14 protein-coding genes and 3 rRNA genes are annotated in these 20,403 nt (G+C 67.2%); 4 read left to right on the top strand and 13 right to left on the bottom strand.

Annotation, left to right across the window (positions count from 1 at the left end; genetic code table 11):
* Positions 1–4: 4 nt before the first annotated feature.
* From QF030_RS24100 to QF030_RS24080, 5 genes are all read right to left on the bottom strand, one after another.
* A complete protein-coding gene (locus QF030_RS24100; protein ID WP_307164719.1) occupies positions 5–721 on the bottom strand; it encodes a VC0807 family protein in 717 nt (238 codons plus the stop codon).
* Positions 722–807: 86 nt separating this feature from the next.
* Positions 808–1,452 (bottom strand): HAD family hydrolase, encoded by a 645-nt coding sequence (locus tag QF030_RS24095; RefSeq protein WP_307164718.1) that lies wholly within the window; start codon positions 1,450–1,452, stop codon positions 808–810.
* 72 nt (positions 1,453–1,524) lie between these two features.
* Positions 1,525–1,641, bottom strand: a 5S ribosomal RNA gene (rrf, locus tag QF030_RS24090).
* A gap of 91 nt (positions 1,642–1,732) precedes the next feature.
* Positions 1,733–4,854: ribosomal RNA gene (locus QF030_RS24085) — 23S ribosomal RNA — on the bottom strand.
* A 307-nt stretch (positions 4,855–5,161) separates the two neighbouring features.
* Positions 5,162–6,687, bottom strand: a 16S ribosomal RNA gene (locus QF030_RS24080).
* Together the 16S, 23S and 5S rRNA genes form the textbook arrangement of a ribosomal RNA operon.
* An 856-nt stretch (positions 6,688–7,543) precedes the next feature.
* On the opposite strand from QF030_RS24080, the gene trpS reads away from it, so the two are divergent.
* Positions 7,544–8,581, top strand: a complete 1,038-nt coding sequence (gene trpS, locus QF030_RS24075; protein ID WP_307164717.1) for a tryptophan--tRNA ligase — start codon at positions 7,544–7,546, stop codon at positions 8,579–8,581.
* Here trpS and QF030_RS24070 read toward each other — a convergent pair.
* Positions 8,509–9,519 (bottom strand): GlxA family transcriptional regulator, encoded by a 1,011-nt coding sequence (locus QF030_RS24070; RefSeq protein ID WP_307164716.1) that lies wholly within the window; start codon positions 9,517–9,519, stop codon positions 8,509–8,511. The two genes, trpS and QF030_RS24070, sit on opposite strands and share 73 nt — an antisense overlap.
* 75 nt (positions 9,520–9,594) lie before the next feature.
* On the opposite strand from QF030_RS24070, the gene QF030_RS24065 reads away from it, so the two are divergent.
* On the top strand, positions 9,595–10,182 hold the full coding sequence (locus QF030_RS24065; protein WP_307164715.1) for a cysteine hydrolase family protein: 588 nt from the start codon (positions 9,595–9,597) through the stop codon (positions 10,180–10,182).
* Between the two features lie 15 nt (positions 10,183–10,197).
* Here the strand turns inward: QF030_RS24065 and proC are convergent, their stop codons facing one another.
* From proC to QF030_RS24050, 3 genes are all read right to left on the bottom strand, one after another.
* The gene (gene proC, locus QF030_RS24060) at positions 10,198–11,010 is read right to left on the bottom strand and encodes a pyrroline-5-carboxylate reductase (protein ID WP_307164714.1); all 813 of its coding nucleotides are present in this window, start codon (positions 11,008–11,010) and stop codon (positions 10,198–10,200) included.
* A gap of 196 nt (positions 11,011–11,206) precedes the next feature.
* Positions 11,207–12,043 (bottom strand): ABC transporter permease, encoded by an 837-nt coding sequence (locus tag QF030_RS24055; protein WP_307164713.1) that lies wholly within the window; start codon positions 12,041–12,043, stop codon positions 11,207–11,209.
* The gene (locus QF030_RS24050; RefSeq protein ID WP_307164712.1) at positions 12,040–12,945 is read right to left on the bottom strand and encodes an ABC transporter ATP-binding protein; all 906 of its coding nucleotides are present in this window, start codon (positions 12,943–12,945) and stop codon (positions 12,040–12,042) included. The genes QF030_RS24055 and QF030_RS24050 overlap by 4 nt, the downstream gene beginning before the upstream one ends.
* Before the next feature lie 154 nt (positions 12,946–13,099).
* On the opposite strand from QF030_RS24050, the gene QF030_RS24045 reads away from it, so the two are divergent.
* Positions 13,100–13,573 carry a hypothetical protein gene (locus tag QF030_RS24045; protein WP_307164711.1) on the top strand — a complete coding sequence of 158 codons (474 nt, stop codon included), beginning with the start codon at positions 13,100–13,102 and terminating at the stop codon, positions 13,571–13,573.
* Here the strand turns inward: QF030_RS24045 and QF030_RS24040 are convergent.
* The 3 genes from QF030_RS24040 to QF030_RS24030 form a co-directional block, all read right to left on the bottom strand.
* Positions 13,537–14,313: a class I SAM-dependent methyltransferase gene (locus QF030_RS24040; RefSeq protein WP_307164710.1), complete on the bottom strand. Its 777-nt coding sequence runs from the start codon at positions 14,311–14,313 to the stop codon at positions 13,537–13,539. The genes QF030_RS24045 and QF030_RS24040 overlap by 37 nt on opposite strands.
* Positions 14,314–14,659: 346 nt before the next feature.
* On the bottom strand, positions 14,660–15,265 hold the full coding sequence (locus tag QF030_RS24035) for an EamA/RhaT family transporter (RefSeq protein ID WP_373428798.1): 606 nt from the start codon (positions 15,263–15,265) through the stop codon (positions 14,660–14,662).
* A gap of 334 nt (positions 15,266–15,599) precedes the next feature.
* Positions 15,600–15,920 carry an SH3 domain-containing protein gene (locus tag QF030_RS24030; protein ID WP_307164708.1) on the bottom strand — a complete coding sequence of 107 codons (321 nt, stop codon included), beginning with the start codon at positions 15,918–15,920 and terminating at the stop codon, positions 15,600–15,602.
* A gap of 181 nt (positions 15,921–16,101) precedes the next feature.
* Between QF030_RS24030 and QF030_RS24025 the strand changes: the two genes are divergently transcribed.
* Positions 16,102–18,264, top strand: coding sequence for a serine/threonine-protein kinase (locus tag QF030_RS24025; protein WP_307164707.1), 2,163 nt, complete (start codon positions 16,102–16,104; stop codon positions 18,262–18,264).
* Positions 18,265–18,424: 160 nt separating this feature from the next.
* Here the strand turns inward: QF030_RS24025 and ilvD are convergent, their stop codons facing one another.
* Positions 18,425–20,278 (bottom strand): dihydroxy-acid dehydratase, encoded by a 1,854-nt coding sequence (gene ilvD, locus QF030_RS24020; RefSeq protein ID WP_307164706.1) that lies wholly within the window; start codon positions 20,276–20,278, stop codon positions 18,425–18,427.
* Between the last annotated feature and the right edge of the window lie 125 nt (positions 20,279–20,403).

Below are 20,403 nucleotides of genomic sequence, written 5' to 3'. Positions count from 1 at the left end.
GACTTCACCGCGCGAGGACGACCTCGGGCGCCTCGGCGTCGGCCCCGACGGCCTTCCCGGCCCGCGTCTCGAAGGCGACCATCGCCGCCATCGGCCCGGCGCCGAGCGCCCCGCCGACCACGAAGCCGATCCCCATCGCCACGACCATGACCACGGATCCGAGCCACACCATGGTGTCCACCGGCACCGTGTACGCCCCCACGACCCGCACGACACACTCGACGAGCAGCACCACACCCCAGACGACCGAGAAGGCCCGCTCGCGCATCCGGAAGTCCGCCGACGCGGTCGACGCGCCACTCGCCAGCCGCTCCCAGGCCGCCGCCCTGACCGCGTCGCCCTTCACCAGGAACGGCTTCACCGCGGCGGTCATCATCGGCCTTCCCAGCGCCACGGAGACCAGGATCCCGATCCCGATCGTGCTGCTGACCCCGCTGTCCTTGGCCAGCATCAGCCGCGGATCGCCGGAGACCAGGCTGAGCACCAGTCCGACGACGTTGACGACGAGGATGAGCCCGGCGAGCCCGTTGACCGTCCGTCGGCTGACCGCGCTCCACAGCGTCCGCCCGGCCGGCACGAGGCTGCTCCAGGCGAGAGCGGCGAAGGTGCTCATCCCGAACGCGCCCTTGAAGAGGTAGTACGACCCGAGCGGCACCGCCACGTCCACGATGAGCGGGGCGAAGGCGTTCTGCTTCTTGTGCTGGTTCGTCGTCATGCCCATAGCTTCGCCGCCATGAGGGGTTCCCCAGTAGGAACGATCGTCCGGAGCTACGCATGACAAATGTCAGCCCGACACCGGCCCGTCCGTCAGATCAGCAGGTCAGGCAACTGCCCGAGTTCGGAGAAGAGTTGAGTGGCCCCCGCGAGCCTCACGGCCGGCGTCATCGCGGTGAACCCGTAGACGTCCATCCCGGCCGCCACAGCCGCCCGCACGCCCAGCGGACTGTCCTCGACCACCACACAGCGCTCCGGCGCCACACCCATCCGCCGGGCCGCGTGCAGGAACAGATCCGGCGCCGGCTTCCCCTTCCCGACATCCTGCGCGCTGAAGATCCGAGCATCCTCGAAGAACCGGTCCAGCCCGGTCTTCCGATGCCCCACGCGAATCCGCTCATGACTCCCGGACGACGCCACGCAGTACGGCACCCCGTCCGCGGCCAGCTTCGCCAGGACGTCCACGGCACCGACCACAGGCTCCAGCTCCTCTTCGAAGGCCGCGAACACCCGCCGGTGAAACGTGTCGTCGAACTCCGCCGGCAACAGCTGCCCGGTGCGCTCCCGCACCAGGTCGTGGATGCGGTGCATCGCGGATCCCATGTAGTCCCGGATGGAGTCCTCGTACGAGGTGGGGTGCCCTATCTCGGTCAGATAGGCCGCCAGCAGCCGATTGGAAATCGGCTCGCTGTCCACAAGGACACCGTCATTGTCGAAAATCACCAGGTCGTAGCGCATGAACAGACCTTAAACGAGCCCGAACGCAGAAAACCCCCGCACCGTGAGGTGCGGGGGTTTCCCGTAATATTTGTTCGGCGGTGTCCTACTCTCCCACAGGGTCCCCCCTGCAGTACCATCGGCGCTGTAAGGCTTAGCTTCCGGGTTCGGAATGTAACCGGGCGTTTCCCTTACGCTATGACCACCGAAACACTATGAAACACATGCAGCCGCACCATACCGTGACCATGGCATGGGGCCGTTCGTGGTTTCAGAACCAACACAGTGGACGCGAGCAACTGAGGACAAGCCCTCGGCCTATTAGTACCAGTCAGCTTCACCCATTACTGGGCTTCCACATCCGGCCTATCAACCCAGTCGTCTACTGGGAGCCTTAACCCCTCAAGGGGGTGGGAATACTCATCTCGAAGCAGGCTTCCCGCTTAGATGCTTTCAGCGGTTATCCCTCCCGAACGTAGCCAACCAGCCATGCCCTTGGCAGGACAACTGGCACACCAGAGGTTCGTCCGTCCCGGTCCTCTCGTACTAGGGACAGCCCTTCTCAATATTCCTGCGCGCGCAGCGGATAGGGACCGAACTGTCTCACGACGTTCTAAACCCAGCTCGCGTACCGCTTTAATGGGCGAACAGCCCAACCCTTGGGACCGACTCCAGCCCCAGGATGCGACGAGCCGACATCGAGGTGCCAAACCATCCCGTCGATATGGACTCTTGGGGAAGATCAGCCTGTTATCCCCGGGGTACCTTTTATCCGTTGAGCGACGGCGCTTCCACAAGCCACCGCCGGATCACTAGTCCCGACTTTCGTCCCTGCTCGACCCGTCGGTCTCACAGTCAAGCTCCCTTGTGCACTTACACTCAACACCTGATTGCCAACCAGGCTGAGGGAACCTTTGGGCGCCTCCGTTACTCTTTAGGAGGCAACCGCCCCAGTTAAACTACCCATCAGACACTGTCCCTGATCCGGATCACGGACCCAGGTTAGACATCCAGCACGACCAGAGTGGTATTTCAACGGCGACTCACCGTGAACTGGCGTCCACGTTTCAAAGTCTCCCACCTATCCTACACAAGCCGAACCGAACACCAATATCAAACTGTAGTAAAGGTCCCGGGGTCTTTCCGTCCTGCTGCGCGAAACGAGCATCTTTACTCGTAGTGCAATTTCACCGGGCCTATGGTTGAGACAGTCGAGAAGTCGTTACGCCATTCGTGCAGGTCGGAACTTACCCGACAAGGAATTTCGCTACCTTAGGATGGTTATAGTTACCACCGCCGTTTACTGGCGCTTAAGTTCTCAGCTTCGCCACCCCGAAGAGTGACTAACCGGTCCCCTTAACGTTCCAGCACCGGGCAGGCGTCAGTCCGTATACATCGCCTTACGGCTTCGCACGGACCTGTGTTTTTAGTAAACAGTCGCTTCTCGCTGGTCTCTGCGGCCACCCCCAGCTCGAGGAGCAAGTCCTCTCACCAGTGATGGCCCCCCTTCTCCCGAAGTTACGGGGGCATTTTGCCGAGTTCCTTAACCATAGTTCACCCGAACGCCTCGGTATTCTCTACCTGACCACCTGAGTCGGTTTAGGGTACGGGCCGCCATGAAACTCGCTAGAGGCTTTTCTCGACAGCATAGGATCATCCACTTCGCCACAATCGGCTCGGCATCAGGTCTCAGACTCATGGTGTGCGGATTTGCCTACACACCGTCCTACACCCTTACCCCGGGACAACCACCGCCCGGGATGGACTACCTTCCTGCGTCACCCCATCACTCACCTACTGCAAGTCTGGTCCGTCGGCTCCACCACTTTCCATTCCCCGAAGGGTCCGGAACGGCTTCACGGACTTAGCATCGCCTGGTTCAATGTTTGACGCTTCACAGCGGGTACCGGAATATCAACCGGTTATCCATCGACTACGCCTGTCGGCCTCGCCTTAGGTCCCGACTTACCCTGGGCAGATCAGCTTGACCCAGGAACCCTTAGTCAATCGGCGCACACGTTTCTCACGTGTGTATCGCTACTCATGCCTGCATTCTCACTCGTGAACCGTCCACAACTACCTTCCGGTGCTGCTTCACCCGGCACACGACGCTCCCCTACCCATCACAGCGGGCGTTGGCCCTATTGCTGCAATGACACGACTTCGGCGGTACGCTTGAGCCCCGCTACATTGTCGGCGCGGAATCACTAGACCAGTGAGCTATTACGCACTCTTTCAAGGGTGGCTGCTTCTAAGCCAACCTCCTGGTTGTCTGTGCGACTCCACATCCTTTCCCACTTAGCGTACGCTTAGGGGCCTTAGTCGATGCTCTGGGCTGTTTCCCTCTCGACCATGGAGCTTATCCCCCACAGTCTCACTGCCGCGCTCTCACTTACCGGCATTCGGAGTTTGGCTAAGGTCAGTAACCCGGTAGGGCCCATCGCCTATCCAGTGCTCTACCTCCGGCAAGAAACACACGACGCTGCACCTAAATGCATTTCGGGGAGAACCAGCTATCACGGAGTTTGATTGGCCTTTCACCCCTAACCACAGGTCATCCCCCAGGTTTTCAACCCTGGTGGGTTCGGTCCTCCACGAAGTCTTACCTCCGCTTCAACCTGCCCATGGCTAGATCACTCCGCTTCGGGTCTTGAGCGTGCTACTGAAACGCCCTATTCGGACTCGCTTTCGCTACGGCTGCCCCACTCGGGTTAACCTCGCAACACACCGCAAACTCGCAGGCTCATTCTTCAAAAGGCACGCAGTCACGACGCACCGAGTAAACTCGATGCGCGACGCTCCCACGGCTTGTAGGCACACGGTTTCAGGTACTATTTCACTCCGCTCCCGCGGTACTTTTCACCATTCCCTCACGGTACTATCCGCTATCGGTCACCAGGGAATATTTAGGCTTAGCGGGTGGTCCCGCCAGATTCACACGGGATTTCTCGGGCCCCGTGCTACTTGGGTGTCTCTCAAACGAGCCGTTGATGTTTCGACTACGGGGGTCTTACCCTCTACGCCGGACCTTTCGCATGTCCTTCGCCTACATCAACGGTTTCTGACTCGTCTCACAGCCGGCAGACTGTGAAAGAGAGATCCCACAACCCCGTACACGCAACCCCTGCCGGGTCTCACACGTATACGGTTTGGCCTCATCCGGTTTCGCTCGCCACTACTCCCGGAATCACGGTTGTTTTCTCTTCCTGCGGGTACTGAGATGTTTCACTTCCCCGCGTTCCCTCCACATACCCTATGTGTTCAGGTATGGGTGACAGCCCATGACGACTGCCGGGTTTCCCCATTCGGAAACCCCCGGATCAAAGCCTGGTTGACGACTCCCCGGGGACTATCGTGGCCTCCCACGTCCTTCATCGGTTCCTGGTGCCAAGGCATCCACCGTGCGCCCTTAAAAACTTGGCCACAGATGCTCGCGTCCACTGTGCAGTTCTCAAACAACGACCAGCCACCCATCACCCCCAACCTGAGCTGGAGTGCACTGGGGCCGGCACTGAAGGCAGCCATACGGCCATACCCTCAGATACCCAACAGCGTGCCCGGCACCCCACCCACTCGTGATCAGCTTTCCACGCTCCGAAGAGCAGTACTTGCAGCCCGAGATGACTGAAAATGCCGAATAATCAACGTTCCACCCATGAGCAACCAGCACCGGACGTACGCCGATGTACTGGCCTCTGACCGAGCGAACTCGGTAAGAAGTGCTCCTTAGAAAGGAGGTGATCCAGCCGCACCTTCCGGTACGGCTACCTTGTTACGACTTCGTCCCAATCGCCAGTCCCACCTTCGACAGCTCCCTCCCACAAGGGGTTGGGCCACCGGCTTCGGGTGTTACCGACTTTCGTGACGTGACGGGCGGTGTGTACAAGGCCCGGGAACGTATTCACCGCAGCAATGCTGATCTGCGATTACTAGCAACTCCGACTTCATGGGGTCGAGTTGCAGACCCCAATCCGAACTGAGACCGGCTTTTTGAGATTCGCTCCACCTCACGGTTTCGCAGCTCTTTGTACCGGCCATTGTAGCACGTGTGCAGCCCAAGACATAAGGGGCATGATGACTTGACGTCGTCCCCACCTTCCTCCGAGTTGACCCCGGCAGTCTCCTGTGAGTCCCCATCACCCCGAAGGGCATGCTGGCAACACAGAACAAGGGTTGCGCTCGTTGCGGGACTTAACCCAACATCTCACGACACGAGCTGACGACAGCCATGCACCACCTGTACACCGACCACAAGGGGGCGCCTGTCTCCAGACGTTTCCGGTGTATGTCAAGCCTTGGTAAGGTTCTTCGCGTTGCGTCGAATTAAGCCACATGCTCCGCTGCTTGTGCGGGCCCCCGTCAATTCCTTTGAGTTTTAGCCTTGCGGCCGTACTCCCCAGGCGGGGAACTTAATGCGTTAGCTGCGGCACCGACGACGTGGAATGTCGCCAACACCTAGTTCCCACCGTTTACGGCGTGGACTACCAGGGTATCTAATCCTGTTCGCTCCCCACGCTTTCGCTCCTCAGCGTCAGTAATGGCCCAGAGATCCGCCTTCGCCACCGGTGTTCCTCCTGATATCTGCGCATTTCACCGCTACACCAGGAATTCCGATCTCCCCTACCACACTCTAGTCTGCCCGTATCGAATGCAGACCCGGGGTTAAGCCCCGGGCTTTCACATCCGACGTGACAGACCGCCTACGAGCTCTTTACGCCCAATAATTCCGGACAACGCTTGCGCCCTACGTATTACCGCGGCTGCTGGCACGTAGTTAGCCGGCGCTTCTTCTGCAGGTACCGTCACTTTCGCTTCTTCCCTGCTGAAAGAGGTTTACAACCCGAAGGCCGTCATCCCTCACGCGGCGTCGCTGCATCAGGCTTTCGCCCATTGTGCAATATTCCCCACTGCTGCCTCCCGTAGGAGTCTGGGCCGTGTCTCAGTCCCAGTGTGGCCGGTCGCCCTCTCAGGCCGGCTACCCGTCGTCGCCTTGGTGAGCCATTACCTCACCAACAAGCTGATAGGCCGCGGGCTCATCCTTCACCGCCGGAGCTTTTAACCTCCACCCATGCGAGTGGAAGTGTTATCCGGTATTAGACCCCGTTTCCAGGGCTTGTCCCAGAGTGAAGGGCAGATTGCCCACGTGTTACTCACCCGTTCGCCACTAATCCCCACCGAAGTGGTTCATCGTTCGACTTGCATGTGTTAAGCACGCCGCCAGCGTTCGTCCTGAGCCAGGATCAAACTCTCCGTGAATGTTTACCGGTAATCCGGTCGACACCACGAGAGCGGAACAGCCAGGCGGAATAAGCCCGGCCGTTCACAGCGTCCTCGCTGTGTTTTGTTTCAAAGGAACCTCATCCTCGGCTATCACTGCCGGGGACGGGGTATCAACATATCTGGCGTTGATTTTTGGCACGCTGTTGAGTTCTCAAGGAACGGACGCTTCCTTTGTACTCACCCGAGAGACTCTCTCAGGCTTTCCTCCGGGCGCTTCCCTTCGGTCTTGCGTTTCCGACTCTATCAGATCTTTTCTCGACCCGATTTCCTCGGTGCTTTCCAGGTTCCCGCTTTTCTTTCGCGGTTTCCTTTCCGGCGGTTCCGACTCTATCAGAACCTTTCGGCGCTGATTCCCGGTCAGAGGGGGTTTGCCTTCCCGGCTGTTGGGCCGTTCCGACGAGTGAGACTTTAGCGGATTCCCGGCCCCCGAAGCCAATCGGGGTCCTGCGTCCTTTCGAACGTGGATTCCTCATTTCGCGAATACACACGCCAACGACACGACGGCAGACGAATCGACTGCGCGTCGAGAGGTGGTGGTACTTGCGGAATGGCTGTTCGGGGACCGACCGGAGTCGGCGCTCACGTCGAACAACTCGGAGAACACTACGTATCCGGTCGGGGTGTGTCAACCCATGCTCCTCGGGCGCCCCTGAGGCGTACTGTGACGGGCATGACTACGCGTACGTGCACCCAGCTGTGGTGGGCCGCCTGACGGCGGCCGTGCTCACGTATGCACTCAACGGCCGCCGCCCAGGCGGCCGTTCTTGTTTCTCCCTCCAGGGTTACAGGGGTCGGCCGGCCGGAGCGGCGGTCTCGACCGAGAGGTGGAGAGATGAAGCGGGTCTTCAGTGGGGTCAAGCCGACCGGGCATCTGACGCTGGGGAACTACCTGGGCGCCCTGCGGCAGTGGGCCGAGGTCGACCAGCACCGGGCGGACTCGCTCTTCTGCGTCGTCGATCTGCACGCGTTGACCGTGGAACACGATCCGGCGCGGGTGCGCCGGCTGAGTCGGCAGGCGGCGACGCTGCTGCTGGCTGTAGGACTGGATCCGCAGCGGTGCACCGTGTTCGTACAGAGTCATGTGGACGAACACGCACGGTTGTCGTATCTGCTGGAGTGCGTGGCCACGGACGGTGAGATGCGGCGGATGATCCAGTACAAGGAGAAGTCCGGGCGGGAGCGAAAGCGCGGGGGCGGGGTGCGGCTGTCGTTGCTGACCTATCCCGTACTGATGGCGGCGGACATCCTGGCCTACGGCGCCGACGAGGTGCCGGTGGGCGACGACCAGGCCCAGCATGTCGAGCTGACGCGCGATCTGGCGGTGCGGTTCAACCAGCGGTACGGGCACACGTTCGTCGTGCCGAAGGCCACGCACCCGGCGGTGGCGGCGCGGGTGATGAACCTCCAGGAGCCGACGTCGAAGATGGGCAAGAGCGATGACTTCGGGCCGGGCATCGTCTATCTGCTGGACGAGCCCGACGTGGTGCGCAGGAAGGTCATGCGGGCCGTCACCGACAGCGGGCAGGAGGTCGTGTACGACCGCGAGGAGCGGCCGGGGCTCGCCAACCTGCTGGAGATCCTCGCCGCGTGCACGGGCGGAAATCCGGAGGCGCTGGCCGGTGCGTACGGGTCGTACGGCGCGTTGAAGAAGGACACGGCCGACGCGGTGGTCGAGATCCTGCGGCCGGTGCAGGCCAGGCACAGGGAGCTGTGCGCGGATCCCGTCCGGGTGGAGGGGGTGCTGCGGGACGGGGCGGCGAAGGCTCGGGCGATGGCCCGGCCGGTCGTGGACAGCGCCTATCGCGCGATCGGCTTGCTCCCGCCGGCGGCGGAGCCGGTCACGGACCGGGTGCTGAACGCGGTGCGGTAGGCGCGTGGGCTGGTGGCGAGGCGCGATGCGAAGTGCTGGCGCATCGTGACCTCGCTGCCGAAGCCGGCGCGCCGGGCCACCTCGGGCATGGGGAGGTCGGTGCGTTCGAGGAGTTTCTGGGCGGCGGCGATGCGCTGGTCGAGGAGCCAGCGCAGGGGGGTGGCTCCGGTCTCGGCCGTGAAGTGGCGGGCGAAGCTGCGGGGGGACATGCCGGCGCGCGTCGCCAGATCGCCGACGGTGAGCGGCTCGTGCAGATGGCGCAGGGCATGTTCGCGCACGGCGGCGAGGGTGTCGGCGTCCCGGTCGGCGCGGGGGGTCGGGTGCTCGATGAACTGGGCCTGGGTGCCGGTGCGGAAGGGGGCGGTGACCATCGAGCGGGCGATGGTCGCGGCCGCTTCGGCGCCGTGGGAGCGGCGGACCAGGTGGAGGCAGAGGTCGATGCCGGCGGCCGTGCCGGCGGCGGTCCACATGTTGTCGTCCTCGATGAAGAGGGCGTCGGGGACGACGGTGACACCGGGGTGGTGCGTGCGGAGGAGGTCGATGAGGTTCCAGTGGGTGATCGCCCGGCGGCCGTCGAGCAGGCCGGCCTGGGCGAGGGTGAAGGCTCCGCCGCAGAGGGCCGCGAGGGTGGTGCCGCGGGCGTGGGCGCGTCGGAGGGCGTCCAGGACGGGGGCGGGTGCGGGGGTGAGGTGATCGTCCAGGCCGGGGACCAGGATCAGGTCGGCGCGGGAGAGCCAGGCCAGCGTGCGGTCGGGGAGGAGGGCCAGGCCTCCGCGCATCGGGATGGGTGCGGTGCTGTCGGTCGCCGCTCTGCGCAGGTCGAAGGCGGGGGCACCGCGGTCGGTGCGGTCGGTGCCCCAGACCTCGGTGATGACGGAGACGTCGAAGGCGCGGATGCCGGGGAAGGCGACGAGGGCGACACGGTACGCAGGGGCCACATCTGGCAGTAAACCATCGATCGCTGTCTTCTGACCGGCTGGGGCGCGGGCGGCCCCGGCGGCAGGATCGACGGCATGGATATCGCGGAGAACGCAGCGCTGGTGGTCGTCGATGTGCAGAAGGGTTTCGAGGAGCTGGACTTCTGGGGGGCGCGGAACAATCCCGGAGCGGACGACAACATCGCCGCGCTCATCGACGTATGGCAGGGAACCGGGCGGCCGGTCGTGTTCGTGCGGCACGACTCGGTGAAGCCGGGGTCGCCGTTGCGGCTGGGGTACGAGGGGAACGAGTTCAAGGAGTACGTGGAGGAGAGGCGCGGGAAGGGCGCCGGGGCCGAGCTGTTCCTCACCAAGACGGTGAACTCGGCTTTCCTCGGGACGCCGGACCTGGGGGCCTGGCTGACCGCGGCGGGGGTCTCGCAGATCGTGGTGGCCGGCATTCAGACCAACATGTGCGCGGAGACGACCGCGCGGATGGGCGGCAACCTCGGATACGACGTGGTGTTCGCGTACGACGCGACGTACACGTTCGACCTGGAGGGTCCGTTCGGCTGGCGGCGGAGCGCGGAGGAGATCGCGCAGGCGTCGGCGGTTTCCCTGCACGGGGGCGGGTTCGCGCGGGTGGCGACCACGGGGGAGATCGTGGGGGCGGCCGGCCGGTGACCGCCCCGGCGAGGGTCAGTCCTTCTTGCCGGACGCGAGCTCGCGGCTGCGGTCGCGGGCTGCCTCGAGCGCGGCGATGAGGGCGGCCCGAACGCCGTGGTTCTCGAGTTCGCGGATGGCGTTGATGGTGGTTCCGGCGGGGGACGTGACGTTCTCGCGGAGCTTGACCGGGTGTTCTCCGCTGTCGCGGAGCATCGTCGCGGCGCCGATGGCGGACTGGACGATGAGGTCGTGGGCCTTGTCGCGGGGCAGGCCGAGCAGGATGCCGGCGTCTGTCATGGCTTCGACCAGATAGAAGAAGTACGCCGGGCCGGAGCCGGAGAGGGCGGTGCAGGCGTCCTGCTGGGACTCGGGGACGCGGAGGGTCTTGCCGACGGCGCCGAAGATCTCCTCGGTGTGGGCGAGGTGAGCGGCGGTGGCGTGGGTGCCGGCGGAGATGACGGACATGGCCTCGTCGACGAGGGCGGGGGTGTTCGTCATGACGCGGACGACCGGGGTGCTGCCGGTGAGGCGCTCCTCGATGGAGGCGGTGGTGATGCCGGCGGCTCCGCTGATGATCAGTCGGTCGGCGGGAACGTGCGGGGCGAGCTCGTCGAGGAGGGTGCCCATGTCCTGCGGTTTGACCGTGAGGATCAGGGTGTCGGCGGTCTTGGCGGCCTCGGCGTTGGTGACCGGGGTGACTCCGTAGCGGGTGCGGAGTTCTTCGGCGCGTTCCGGGCGGCGGGCGGTGACCAGGAGGTCGGCCGGCGGCCAGCCGCCTCGGATCATGCCGCTGAGCAGAGCTTCGCCGATCTTGCCGGTGCCGAGGACTGCGACTTTCTGGCTCATGGTGCGGGGTCCTCCGGAGGTGTGCGTCGTCCGTCGTCCGTGGTCATCCTCGCACCGGGGGTGGGGGGTCGGCCTGGGTGTCCGGTGGGCGGACTGCTGTTTTCTCGCCCCCGCCGCCCCTTCCCGTCCCGTCCCCGGACCCCCCTTTCGCCCTGGACGGCCTCGTCCGCGAGCGCGCGGCCACCTGAACGAGGGGTCAGGCCGTGCGGCGTCGCAGGGTCGCCGCGCCCAGGCACAGGACCAGGAGGGCGCAGCCGCCGACGATGAGCACGTCCCGTACGAAGGTGGCGGTCATGTCGGTGTGAGTGAGGACCTCGTTCATGCCGTCGACCGCGTAGGACATGGGGAGGACGTCGGAGACGGCTTCCAGGGCGGGGTGCATGGTGTCGCGGGGGGCGAACAGGCCGCAGAGGAGGAGCTGGGGGAAGATCACCGCCGGCATGAACTGGACGGCCTGGAACTCCGAGGCCGCGAAGGCCGAGACGAAGAGGCCGAGGGCGGTGCCGAGAAGGGCGTCGAGGAGTGCCACCAGGAGGAGGAGCCAGGGGCTGCCCGTGACGTCCAGGCCCAGGAACCAGACCGCCAGGCCGGTGGCCAGGGCCGACTGGATGATCGCGAGGGCGCCGAAGGCGAGGGCGTAGCCGGCGATCAGGTCGCCTTTGCCGAGGGGCATGGCGAGCAGGCGTTCGAGGGTGCCCGAGGTGCGTTCGCGCAGGGTGGCGATGGAGGTGACCAGGAACATCGTGATCAGCGGGAAGACACCCAGGAGGGACGCGCCGATGTTGTCGAAGGTGCGCGGGCTGCCGTCGAAGACGTAGCGGAGCAGGAACAGCATCACGCAGGGGATGAGGATCAGCAGCGCGATGGTGCGGGGGTCGTGGCGCAGCTGGCGCAGGACCCTGGCCGCGGTGGCGGTGGTGCGGGAGAGGCTGAGGGCGCTGGTGGTGGGCGCGGGGGCCGGAGCCGGAGCGGAAGCCGGAGCCAGGGTGGCGGTCGTGGTCGTTGTGGTGGTCGTGGTCGCGTTCCTGGTCATCGGGTCGTCTCCTTCGTGCGGGTCTCGTTCGTGCGCTTCTCCTCCGGGTCGGTCTCCTTCGTGTCCGTGCCGGTCTCCTTCGCGTCGGTCTCCTTCGTGCGGGCTGCCGCTGTCGCCGCGTCCACCAGGTGCAGGAAGGCCGACTCGACCGTGTCGGCACCGGTGCGGGTGCGCAGGGCGTCCGGGGTGGCGTCGGCGAGGATCTCGCCCTCGCGCATGAGGAGCAGACGATGGCAGCGCTCGGCCTCGTCCATGACGTGGGAGGAGATCAGCAGGGTCGCGCCCCGGGTGGCGGCGATGTCGTGGAAGAGGTTCCACAGGTCGCGGCGCAGGACCGGGTCCAGGCCGACGGTCGGCTCGTCGAGGACCAGGAGTTCCGGGGTGCCCAGGAGGGCCACGGCCAGCGAGACGCGGTTGCGCTGGCCTCCGGAGAGATTGCCGGCGAGGGCGTCGGCGTGGGTGGTGAGGTCCACGTCGGCGATGGCCCGCGTGACGTTGTCATGGCGGCGGTCCGCCGCCGCTCGGCCCGGGTCGAGGATCGCGGCGAAGTAATCGAGGTTCTGGCGGATCGTCAGGTCGTCGTAGACGGACGGCGCCTGGGTGACGTAGCCGACGCGGGTGCGGAGGGCGGGGTGGCCCGCGGGGTGACCGAGGACGTCGAGGGTGCCGGTGACCTTGTCCTGGGTGCCGACGATCGAGCGCATGAGGGTCGACTTGCCGCAGCCGGAGGGGCCCAGCAGGCCGGTGATCTGGCCGCGCGGGACGGTGAAGTCGAGGGTGCGCAGGACTGTGCGGGGGCCTCGGACGACGGTCAGGTTCTCGGCGCGTACGGCGGGCGGGGCGGGCGGGGCCTGGGTCGCGTCCTCCCCGGGCGGACGAGGATCCGATGCAGAATTCATCATGTGATGAATAATGCTCCGGGGTGTGTAGAGGCGTCAAGTGGCTTGGGCGGGTGGGGGTGGTGTGGGTCCCCGGGGGGGGCGAGACGGTGCAGGCGCCCGGAGGGTGGTGCAGGCACGGAGGGGTGTGGGGCAGGCACGGAAGGGCGTGCCGTAGGTGGTCGGAGCCGTTCCGGTCTCGGCCTGGGCCGGGCTGCTGGGGTACGTCGGCGGCAGGCTCGTGCCCTGGCGGGAGGCACGGCAGGTGTGGCGCGGGCAGCGGGCGAAGGCCGTCGCACTCGGAGTCACGGCGGCGGCGATCGTCGTGGGGAACCTGTTCGAGGGGGTGTTGGTCGGGCCGGCGCCGGCCGTGGCGAAGACTGCGTGGGAGACAGCGTGGGAGACCAGCCATGTGCACGTCGAGACGGAGGACCGGGGAGACGCCGGGCTCGCCGTACGGGTACGGGGGCATGCGACGTTGCTGCGGTTGCCGGAACTCATGGACGCGTTGGACGCGCTGCCTCACGACCCCGCGGTGCGGCTGGAGTCGGTCGGGCTGCGGCCTGTGGATCACACCTGTGCGGCGGCCCTGGAGGGGTGGGCCGCCGCGGGCGGTCAGGCTCTCGTCGCGAGCAGCAGGATGACGTCGTAGACCTCTTCGACGAGTCCGTCGGGGAAGGCCCGCATCAGGTGGTCGCGCTCCTCGGCGAGGAAGGCGGTGCTCACCTCCTCGCCATGGACCAGGAACAGCGAGTGGCTGCTGATATTGGCCAGATGCGTGTCGACGGGGACGCGGCGGCTCCAGCGGACCTCACGGCGGGTCAGTCCGAGACGGCCGGTCGGGTCGACGACGCGGGCGTTCACGTTCTTGCTGTTCGCGGGGGTGCTCTCCCCGAAGTACCGGTCGACGCGCTGGGCCGCCTCCGCGAGCCAGGGCACGTCCAGGGCGGCGGTGTTCCACCACAACGCCAGCGCGCCGCCCGGGCGAAGGACGCGCAGGGCCTCCGGAACCGAGTGGGCCGGGTCGGTCCAGTGCCAGGACTGGGCGTAGGTGAGGAAGTCGAGGGAGGCGGTGGCCAGCGGGAGGTGGTTGCCGTCGCCCCGGACGACCGGCACGTCGGGGAGCGCGCGGCGGAACTGCGCGGCCATGCCGTCCCCGGGCTCGACGGCTATGACGTCGGCGCCGCGGGCGTGCAGGAGGGCGGTCGCTATGCCGGTGCCCGCCCCGACGTCCGCGACCCGCGCTCCGGCGAGGGGACGGCCGGCGAGGTCCTCGATCGTGTCGAGGAGGGCGGCCGGGTAGGACGGGCGGTTGGCGGCGTACTGGGCCGCGGCCGAGTTGAAGGAGTGGGCTCGGGTGGTGTGCGAGGGAGTGTCGGAGGAGGCCGTCATGGGGCCATGGTGGCCGGGGGCGGAGGGGAAGGGGAAACAGGTTCCGGTTCGGCTCCGGCCGGTTCGGCTCCGTCCGGTCGGGTTCGGCCGGGTTCGGTCGGGTCCGGTCCGCTTGGTTCCGTTCGGTCCGTCCGGGGGCAGGTCTGTGGGCCGACTCGGTCGTGGCGACGGGGGCTGGTAGGGGCTACCGGTGCTTTGGGGACTGGCTACTGGGCTTTCGGGACTATCGCGGCTACTGAAGCGCCGGGACTACCCACTTGCACGCCGGCCGGCCCGAGGCGCCGCGCTCTGCGCCCCCGGCGACAGCCGGTCCGGGTGGGGAGGTCAGCTGCGGCGGTGCGGGAGTTCAGCTGCGGCGGCGCTTCTTCGAGGGGTTGCCGGTGCGGCGGGTGGAGCGGCGTTCGTACCGGTCGCGCGCCGCGTCGTACTCCTCACGGTGGAGCCTCTCGCCGGGGGCCTCGGTGAGGGTGCGGAAGAAGTACGCGAGCAGCGATCCGACGAAGCCGACGGCAAGCAGACCGCGCAGGGACGCCTGGCGGTCGGGGTCGGGGCGCTTGCCGAAGCTCTCCCAGGTGTGGCGGAAGGCCAGTGCGGTGCAGACCGCGAACATCACGACGATGAGGAGCGTCACGAAGCTGCCCAGGTCGGCGATCGCGACACCGTCGTAGGCGAAGCGGAGGACGAAGCAGGAGACGGTTGCGGCGGCCAGGGAGCCGACGGCCACGGCGACACGACGGGCCGTGTAGCCCTGCGGGCCGGGGTCGTGGTCCACCCAGGTGGTGCCGAAGAAGCGGAGGGGCTCGGGGCGAGGACCGTCACCGGCGGGGCTTCCCGGTCGGCCGATGGGCACGCCGGTGGGGGCGCCCGCCGCGCCGGCCGGGGTGTCCCGGAGGTCGGCCGAGATGTCCGGGGTGTCGGCCGAGGAGTCCGGGGTGCCGTTTTCGTCGCTCACGGGACGATTATGGCTCCGGTACGACTCCGGCCGGAGGCGGGCTCCCGGGTGAGCTGCCGCTGGGCCCGTCGAAGACGGATCCGAGACCGGTCGGAGACGGATCCAAGGCCCGTCCAAGGCCGATCCGAGACCGGTCAACGGCCCGCGAAGGCCGAAGACCGGTGCGGTCCGAGTCCGAGCCGAGCCCGAATTCCGTCCGGATCAGACGTCCGGATCAGACGCCGGTCCCGATTCGAGCCCGGTCCGGATGCGAGCCCGATTCGGGCTGGGACCGGTCCGGATTCGAGACCGGTCCGAGCCCGAATCGGCGCCGGCGTCGGCGTCTGCCTCGGCGTCAGGCGCAGCGGGCGGCTACGTAGCCGTCGCTGCCTGTCCGTACGTACGCGTCCGAGACGAACTGGCTGTCGGCGATGTTGTCCCAGATGTTCGTCGTGCCGTACGGGCCGGTCACCGAAGTGCCCGGGGTCTGGCAGAAGATCGGGACCTTCGTGCCCTCGGACAAGACCCTGACGACCGGGTAGCTCGTACCCGGGCCACTGCGGACGTTCAGTCGGACGCCCGGGGCGACCGGGTAGTAGGTGAGAGCCGCCGCGGCCGTCGTGACGGCCTCCGCCGTCTCGCCGCTCGCGACCTCTTCCACGCGGTCAACAGACATGAAAAACCTCCCCCGTCGAACCCCATGACTGCCATGGGGTCACGTTGATTCCCCTGAAACACACAATGAAACACATGTGCAGAATTCGCACACGGAGGCTAGCAAGCCGCCTCGGTCCCGTAGGAGTCATCGACTAGGCTCCGTGCGTCGCGCGCGCGGTTGAACAGCACGGGGGTGGTCCATGTCGCCACAGCGCAACACCGGGGCGGGCGCGGAAGCGGAACTTCCGGAGTACGCCGGCCACTACCGCCTGGAGGAACGCCTGGGCTCCGGTGGCATGGGCGTGGTGCACCTGGCCCGGAGCACCTCCGGGATGAAGGTCGCGGTGAAGGTCGTCCATGCCCAGTTCGCCCTGGATCCTGAGTTCAGGGGCCGTTTCCGCCAGGAGGTGGCCGCCGCTCGGCGGGTGAGCGGGGCGTTCACCGCACCGGTCGTCGACGCCGATCCGGAGGCCGAACGGCCTTGGATGGCGACCCTGTTCATTCCCGGTGCGACGCTCGCGGAACAGGTGAAGCGGAACGGGCCGATGAGCTCGGGTGAGTTGCGGCGGCTGATGGCCGGGCTGGCGGAGGCGCTGCGGGACATCCACCGGGTCGGCGTCGTGCACCGCGATCTGAAGCCGAGCAACGTCCTGCTGGCCGAGGACGGGCCGAAGGTCATCGACTTCGGTATCTCCCGGCCGAAGGACAGCGAACTGCGCACTGAGACAGGCAAGTTGATCGGCACGCCGCCGTTCATGGCACCGGAGCAGTTCCGGCGGCCGCGTGAGGTGGGGCCGGCCGCCGACATCTTCGCGCTCGGGTCGGTGATGGTGCACGCGGCGACGGGACGCGGGCCGTTCGACTCCGACAGCCCGTATGTCGTCGCCTACCAGGTCGTGCACGACGAGCCGGATCTGACCGGCGTACCGGAGAACCTCGCGCCGCTGGTGGTGCGTTGTCTGGCCAAGGAGCCGGAGGACCGGCCCACGCCGGACGAGTTGATGCGGGAACTGCGGTCGGTGGCGGCCTCGTACGACACGCAGGTGTTCATACCGGCACAGCGGGTGCTGGAGGAGGCCGGGGCGGAGCCGGGGTCCGAGGGGCCGGAGGGGCCTTCGCGGGCAGCGGCTCCGGCGGAGGCGCGGCCGCGCAGCCGGCGCCGGCGGGTGGCGCTGGCGGTCGGCGCACTGGTCGTCGTGCTCTCGGGCGGGACGGTCCTCGCCACGCAGCTGCCCGGCGCGGACGAATCGGGGCGGGACGCCCGGGGTGTAGCGGGCGGCTCGCAGTCCGCGTCGCCGGCGTTCACCCCCTGGAGCACCCGACCGGTGAAGGGCACTACCGGCGCGGGTACCGGTACGGGCACGGGCGGCATGCCCCAGTGCGCCTACGACGCGCGACGACTGCTCTGTGTCCAGTCGGGGCTGGTGTCGGCGCTGGACGCGTCCGACGGCCGGGTGCTGTGGCGGCATGTCCTCACCGACGACGACGGGCCGAGCCAGGCTCCGGTGCTCGCGGGCGGACTGGCTCAGGTGATCACGCACTCGGGCAAGCGGCTGGAGGCGCTCGACCCGGCGTCGGGTGCCACGCGCTGGCAGCGCGATCTGGCGGACTACCCGGGTGTCCGGAGCGTCGGCGGCACCCTGCTGCTGACCGCCGCCGACGACACGGTGACCGGGGTGGACGCCGCGACGGGCAAGTCGATGTGGAGCCGGCGCATCCCGGGGCTGAGCGAGCCGTACTTCACGGCGTTCCCGAAGGATCCGCTGGCGTACGCGTCGAGCACGTCGGACGACGGGTACACCCGGATCACGGCCGTGGATCCCACGACCGGGAAGGTGCGGTGGGACGAGCGGCTCAGCGGCACGATGCGTCTCGTGGGCACCGCGGACGGCAGCCTCGTCCTGTTGTCCCAGGGCGACGACTACGGCACGGTCGACGCCGTGGTCCGCTACTACCCGCAGGACAAGGTGTCGCTGCGGGTGAGGCTGGGCGTCGGGCTTGTGGAGGCACGGGCCGCCGTGCAGGGCGACCGGGTCTATCTCCTGGCCTTCGACGGATCGCTCGTGGCCGTCGACACGGTCCTGGGCAAGCAGGTGTGGTCGCTCCAGACGGCGGTGAGCCGGGGTTCGGTGCCCGCCGCCGACGGGGACCACGTCTACTTCAGCGCCGCCGACGGGCGGCTCCTCGCCGTGGATGCCGAGAAGGGCAAGCTCGTCGGGCAGACCGCGCTGCGGCTGGGCGCCAACTCGGACGAGGTGGTGGCCACACTCCCCGCGCCCGAGGCGGTCGACGGCCACGTCTACGCCGGCGCCCCCGACGGAACGGTCTTCGCCGTGGACGGCCGCAACCCGGCGGACTGGTGAGAGCGGGCCGGTGACAGCGGCCGGTGACAGCGGACCGGTGGGAGCCGGCTGCGAGGAGACTGCTCACGGCGGGCTGGTCGTACGACGCGCCGAGGGCCGCCTCCGTACCGTGGAGACGGCCCTCACCTCAGCGCTTGCCCGGACGGGCTGCCGGGTGGCGTCAGCCCAGCTTCGACACGTCCCGCACCGCGCCCTTGTCGGCGCTCGTCGCCATCGCGGCGTAGGCGCGCAGGGCGGCGGACACCTTGCGCTCGCGGTTCTTCGGGGCGTAGACGCCGCCGAGGGCCGCCTCGCGCCGCGCCAGTTCGGCGTCGTCGACGAGGAGCTCGATCGTGCGGTTCGGGATGTCGACGCGGATGCGGTCGCCGTCCTCGACGAGGGCGATGGTGCCGCCGGAGGCCGCCTCGGGCGAGGCGTGGCCGATCGACAGGCCCGAGGTGCCGCCGGAGAACCGGCCGTCGGTGATCAGGGCGCAGGTCTTGCCGAGGCCGCGGCCCTTGAGGAAGGACGTCGGGTAGAGCATCTCCTGCATACCCGGGCCGCCCTTGGGACCCTCGTAGCGGATGACGACGACGTCGCCGTGCGTCACCTGCTTGTTGAGGATCTTCTCGACGGCCTCCTCCTGCGACTCGCAGACGACCGCCGGGCCCTCGAAGGTCCAGATCGACTCGTCGACGCCGGCCGTCTTGACCACGCAGCCGTCGACGGCGAGGTTGCCGCGCAGCACCGCGAGGCCGCCGTCCTTGCTGTAGGCGTGCTCGGCGGAGCGGATGCAGCCGCCCTCGGCGTCCACGTCCAGCGCCTCCCAGCGCTCGGACTGCGAGAAGGCCTCGGCTGAGCGGACGCAGCCGGGGGCCGCGTGCCACATTTCGAGCGCCTCGGGCGAGGGGGAGCCGCCTCGGACGTCCCAGGTCTTGAGCCAGTCCGCCAGGGACGGGCTGTGGACCGAGAACACGTCCTCGTTGAGCAGGCCCGCGCGGTGCAGTTCGCCGAGGAGGGCGGGGATGCCGCCGGCGCGGTGCACGTCCTCCATGTAGTACGTGCGGTCCTTCGCGACGTTCGGCGCGACCTTCGCCAGGCAGGGCACGCGGCGCGAGACCTCGTTGATCTCTTCCAGGCCGAACGGGACGCCCGCCTCCTGGGCGGCGGCGAGGAGGTGCAGGATCGTGTTGGTCGAGCCGCCCATCGCGATGTCGAGGGCCATCGCGTTCTCGAAGGCCGCCGTGGTGGCGATGTTGCGGGGCAGGACCGTCTCGTCGTCCTGCTCGTAGTAGCGGCGGGTGATGTCCATCACCGTGCGCCCCGCGGTTTCGTACAGCGCCTTGCGGGCCGTGTGGGTGGCCAGCACCGAGCCGTTGCCGGGGAGGGAGAGGCCGATGGCCTCGGTCAGGCAGTTCATCGAGTTGGCGGTGAACATGCCGGAACAGCTGCCACAGGTCGGACAGGCGTTCTCCTCGATGCGGAGGATGTCCTCGTCCGAGATCTTCTCGTTCACGGCCTCGGACATCGCGTCGACCAGGTCGAGCGTGCGGACGGTGCCGTCGACGAGGGTGGCTCGGCCGGACTCCATCGGGCCGCCGGAGACGAAGACGGTGGGGATGTTCAGGCGCAGGGCGGCGTTCAGCATGCCCGGCGTGATCTTGTCGCAGTTGGAGATGCAGATCAGGGCGTCGGCGCAGTGCGCCTCGACCATGTACTCCACGCTGTCCGCGATCAGGTCGCGGGAGGGCAGGCTGTAGAGCATGCCGCCGTGGCCCATCGCGATGCCGTCGTCGACGGCGATCGTGTTGAACTCGCGCGGGATGCCGCCGGCCGCGGTGATCGCCTCGCTGACGATCCGGCCGACCGGCTGCAGGTGCGTGTGGCCGGGCACGAACTCGGTGAAGCTGTTCGCCACCGCGATGATCGGCTTCCGGCCGATGTCCGCACCGGGTACACCGGAGGCGCGCATAAGGGCGCGGGCGCCCGCCATGTTGCGGCCGTGGGTGACTGTGCGGGACCTCAGCTCGGGCATCGTCGCTCGCTCCTTCAGAGACTGCGATCAGAGACTTCTGACTGCTAACGAGCGTACGCCGGTCATCCAGGTGTCGGACACGGTGTCCGTATGGCGGGACATATGTCTCACCCTCGGGGCGTGGC

This window comes from Streptomyces rishiriensis (assembly GCF_030815485.1).
GTDB classification, from domain to species: domain Bacteria; phylum Actinomycetota; class Actinomycetes; order Streptomycetales; family Streptomycetaceae; genus Streptomyces; species Streptomyces rishiriensis_A.
Note: the sequence above shows the minus strand (reverse complement) of the source record. Positions and strands in the feature narration are given on the sequence as shown.

Bases quoted from the DNA above. Each gene is read 5' to 3' on its own strand.
- QF030_RS24025 (WP_307164707.1), top strand. From the start codon at position 16,102: ATGTCGCCACAGCGCAACACCGGGGCGGGCGCGGAAGCGGAACTTCCG.
- QF030_RS24055 (WP_307164713.1), bottom strand. From the start codon at position 12,043: ATGACCAGGAACGCGACCACGACCACCACAACGACCACGACCGCCACC.
- proC (WP_307164714.1), bottom strand. From the start codon at position 11,010: ATGAGCCAGAAAGTCGCAGTCCTCGGCACCGGCAAGATCGGCGAAGCT.
- QF030_RS24065 (WP_307164715.1), top strand. From the start codon at position 9,595: ATGGATATCGCGGAGAACGCAGCGCTGGTGGTCGTCGATGTGCAGAAG.
- QF030_RS24030 (WP_307164708.1), bottom strand. From the start codon at position 15,920: ATGTCTGTTGACCGCGTGGAAGAGGTCGCGAGCGGCGAGACGGCGGAG.
- QF030_RS24100 (WP_307164719.1), bottom strand. From the start codon at position 721: ATGGGCATGACGACGAACCAGCACAAGAAGCAGAACGCCTTCGCCCCG.
- ilvD (WP_307164706.1), bottom strand. From the start codon at position 20,278: ATGCCCGAGCTGAGGTCCCGCACAGTCACCCACGGCCGCAACATGGCG.
- QF030_RS24040 (WP_307164710.1), bottom strand. From the start codon at position 14,313: ATGACGGCCTCCTCCGACACTCCCTCGCACACCACCCGAGCCCACTCC.
- trpS (WP_307164717.1), top strand. From the start codon at position 7,544: ATGAAGCGGGTCTTCAGTGGGGTCAAGCCGACCGGGCATCTGACGCTG.
- QF030_RS24095 (WP_307164718.1), bottom strand. From the start codon at position 1,452: ATGCGCTACGACCTGGTGATTTTCGACAATGACGGTGTCCTTGTGGAC.
- QF030_RS24050 (WP_307164712.1), bottom strand. From the start codon at position 12,945: ATGATGAATTCTGCATCGGATCCTCGTCCGCCCGGGGAGGACGCGACC.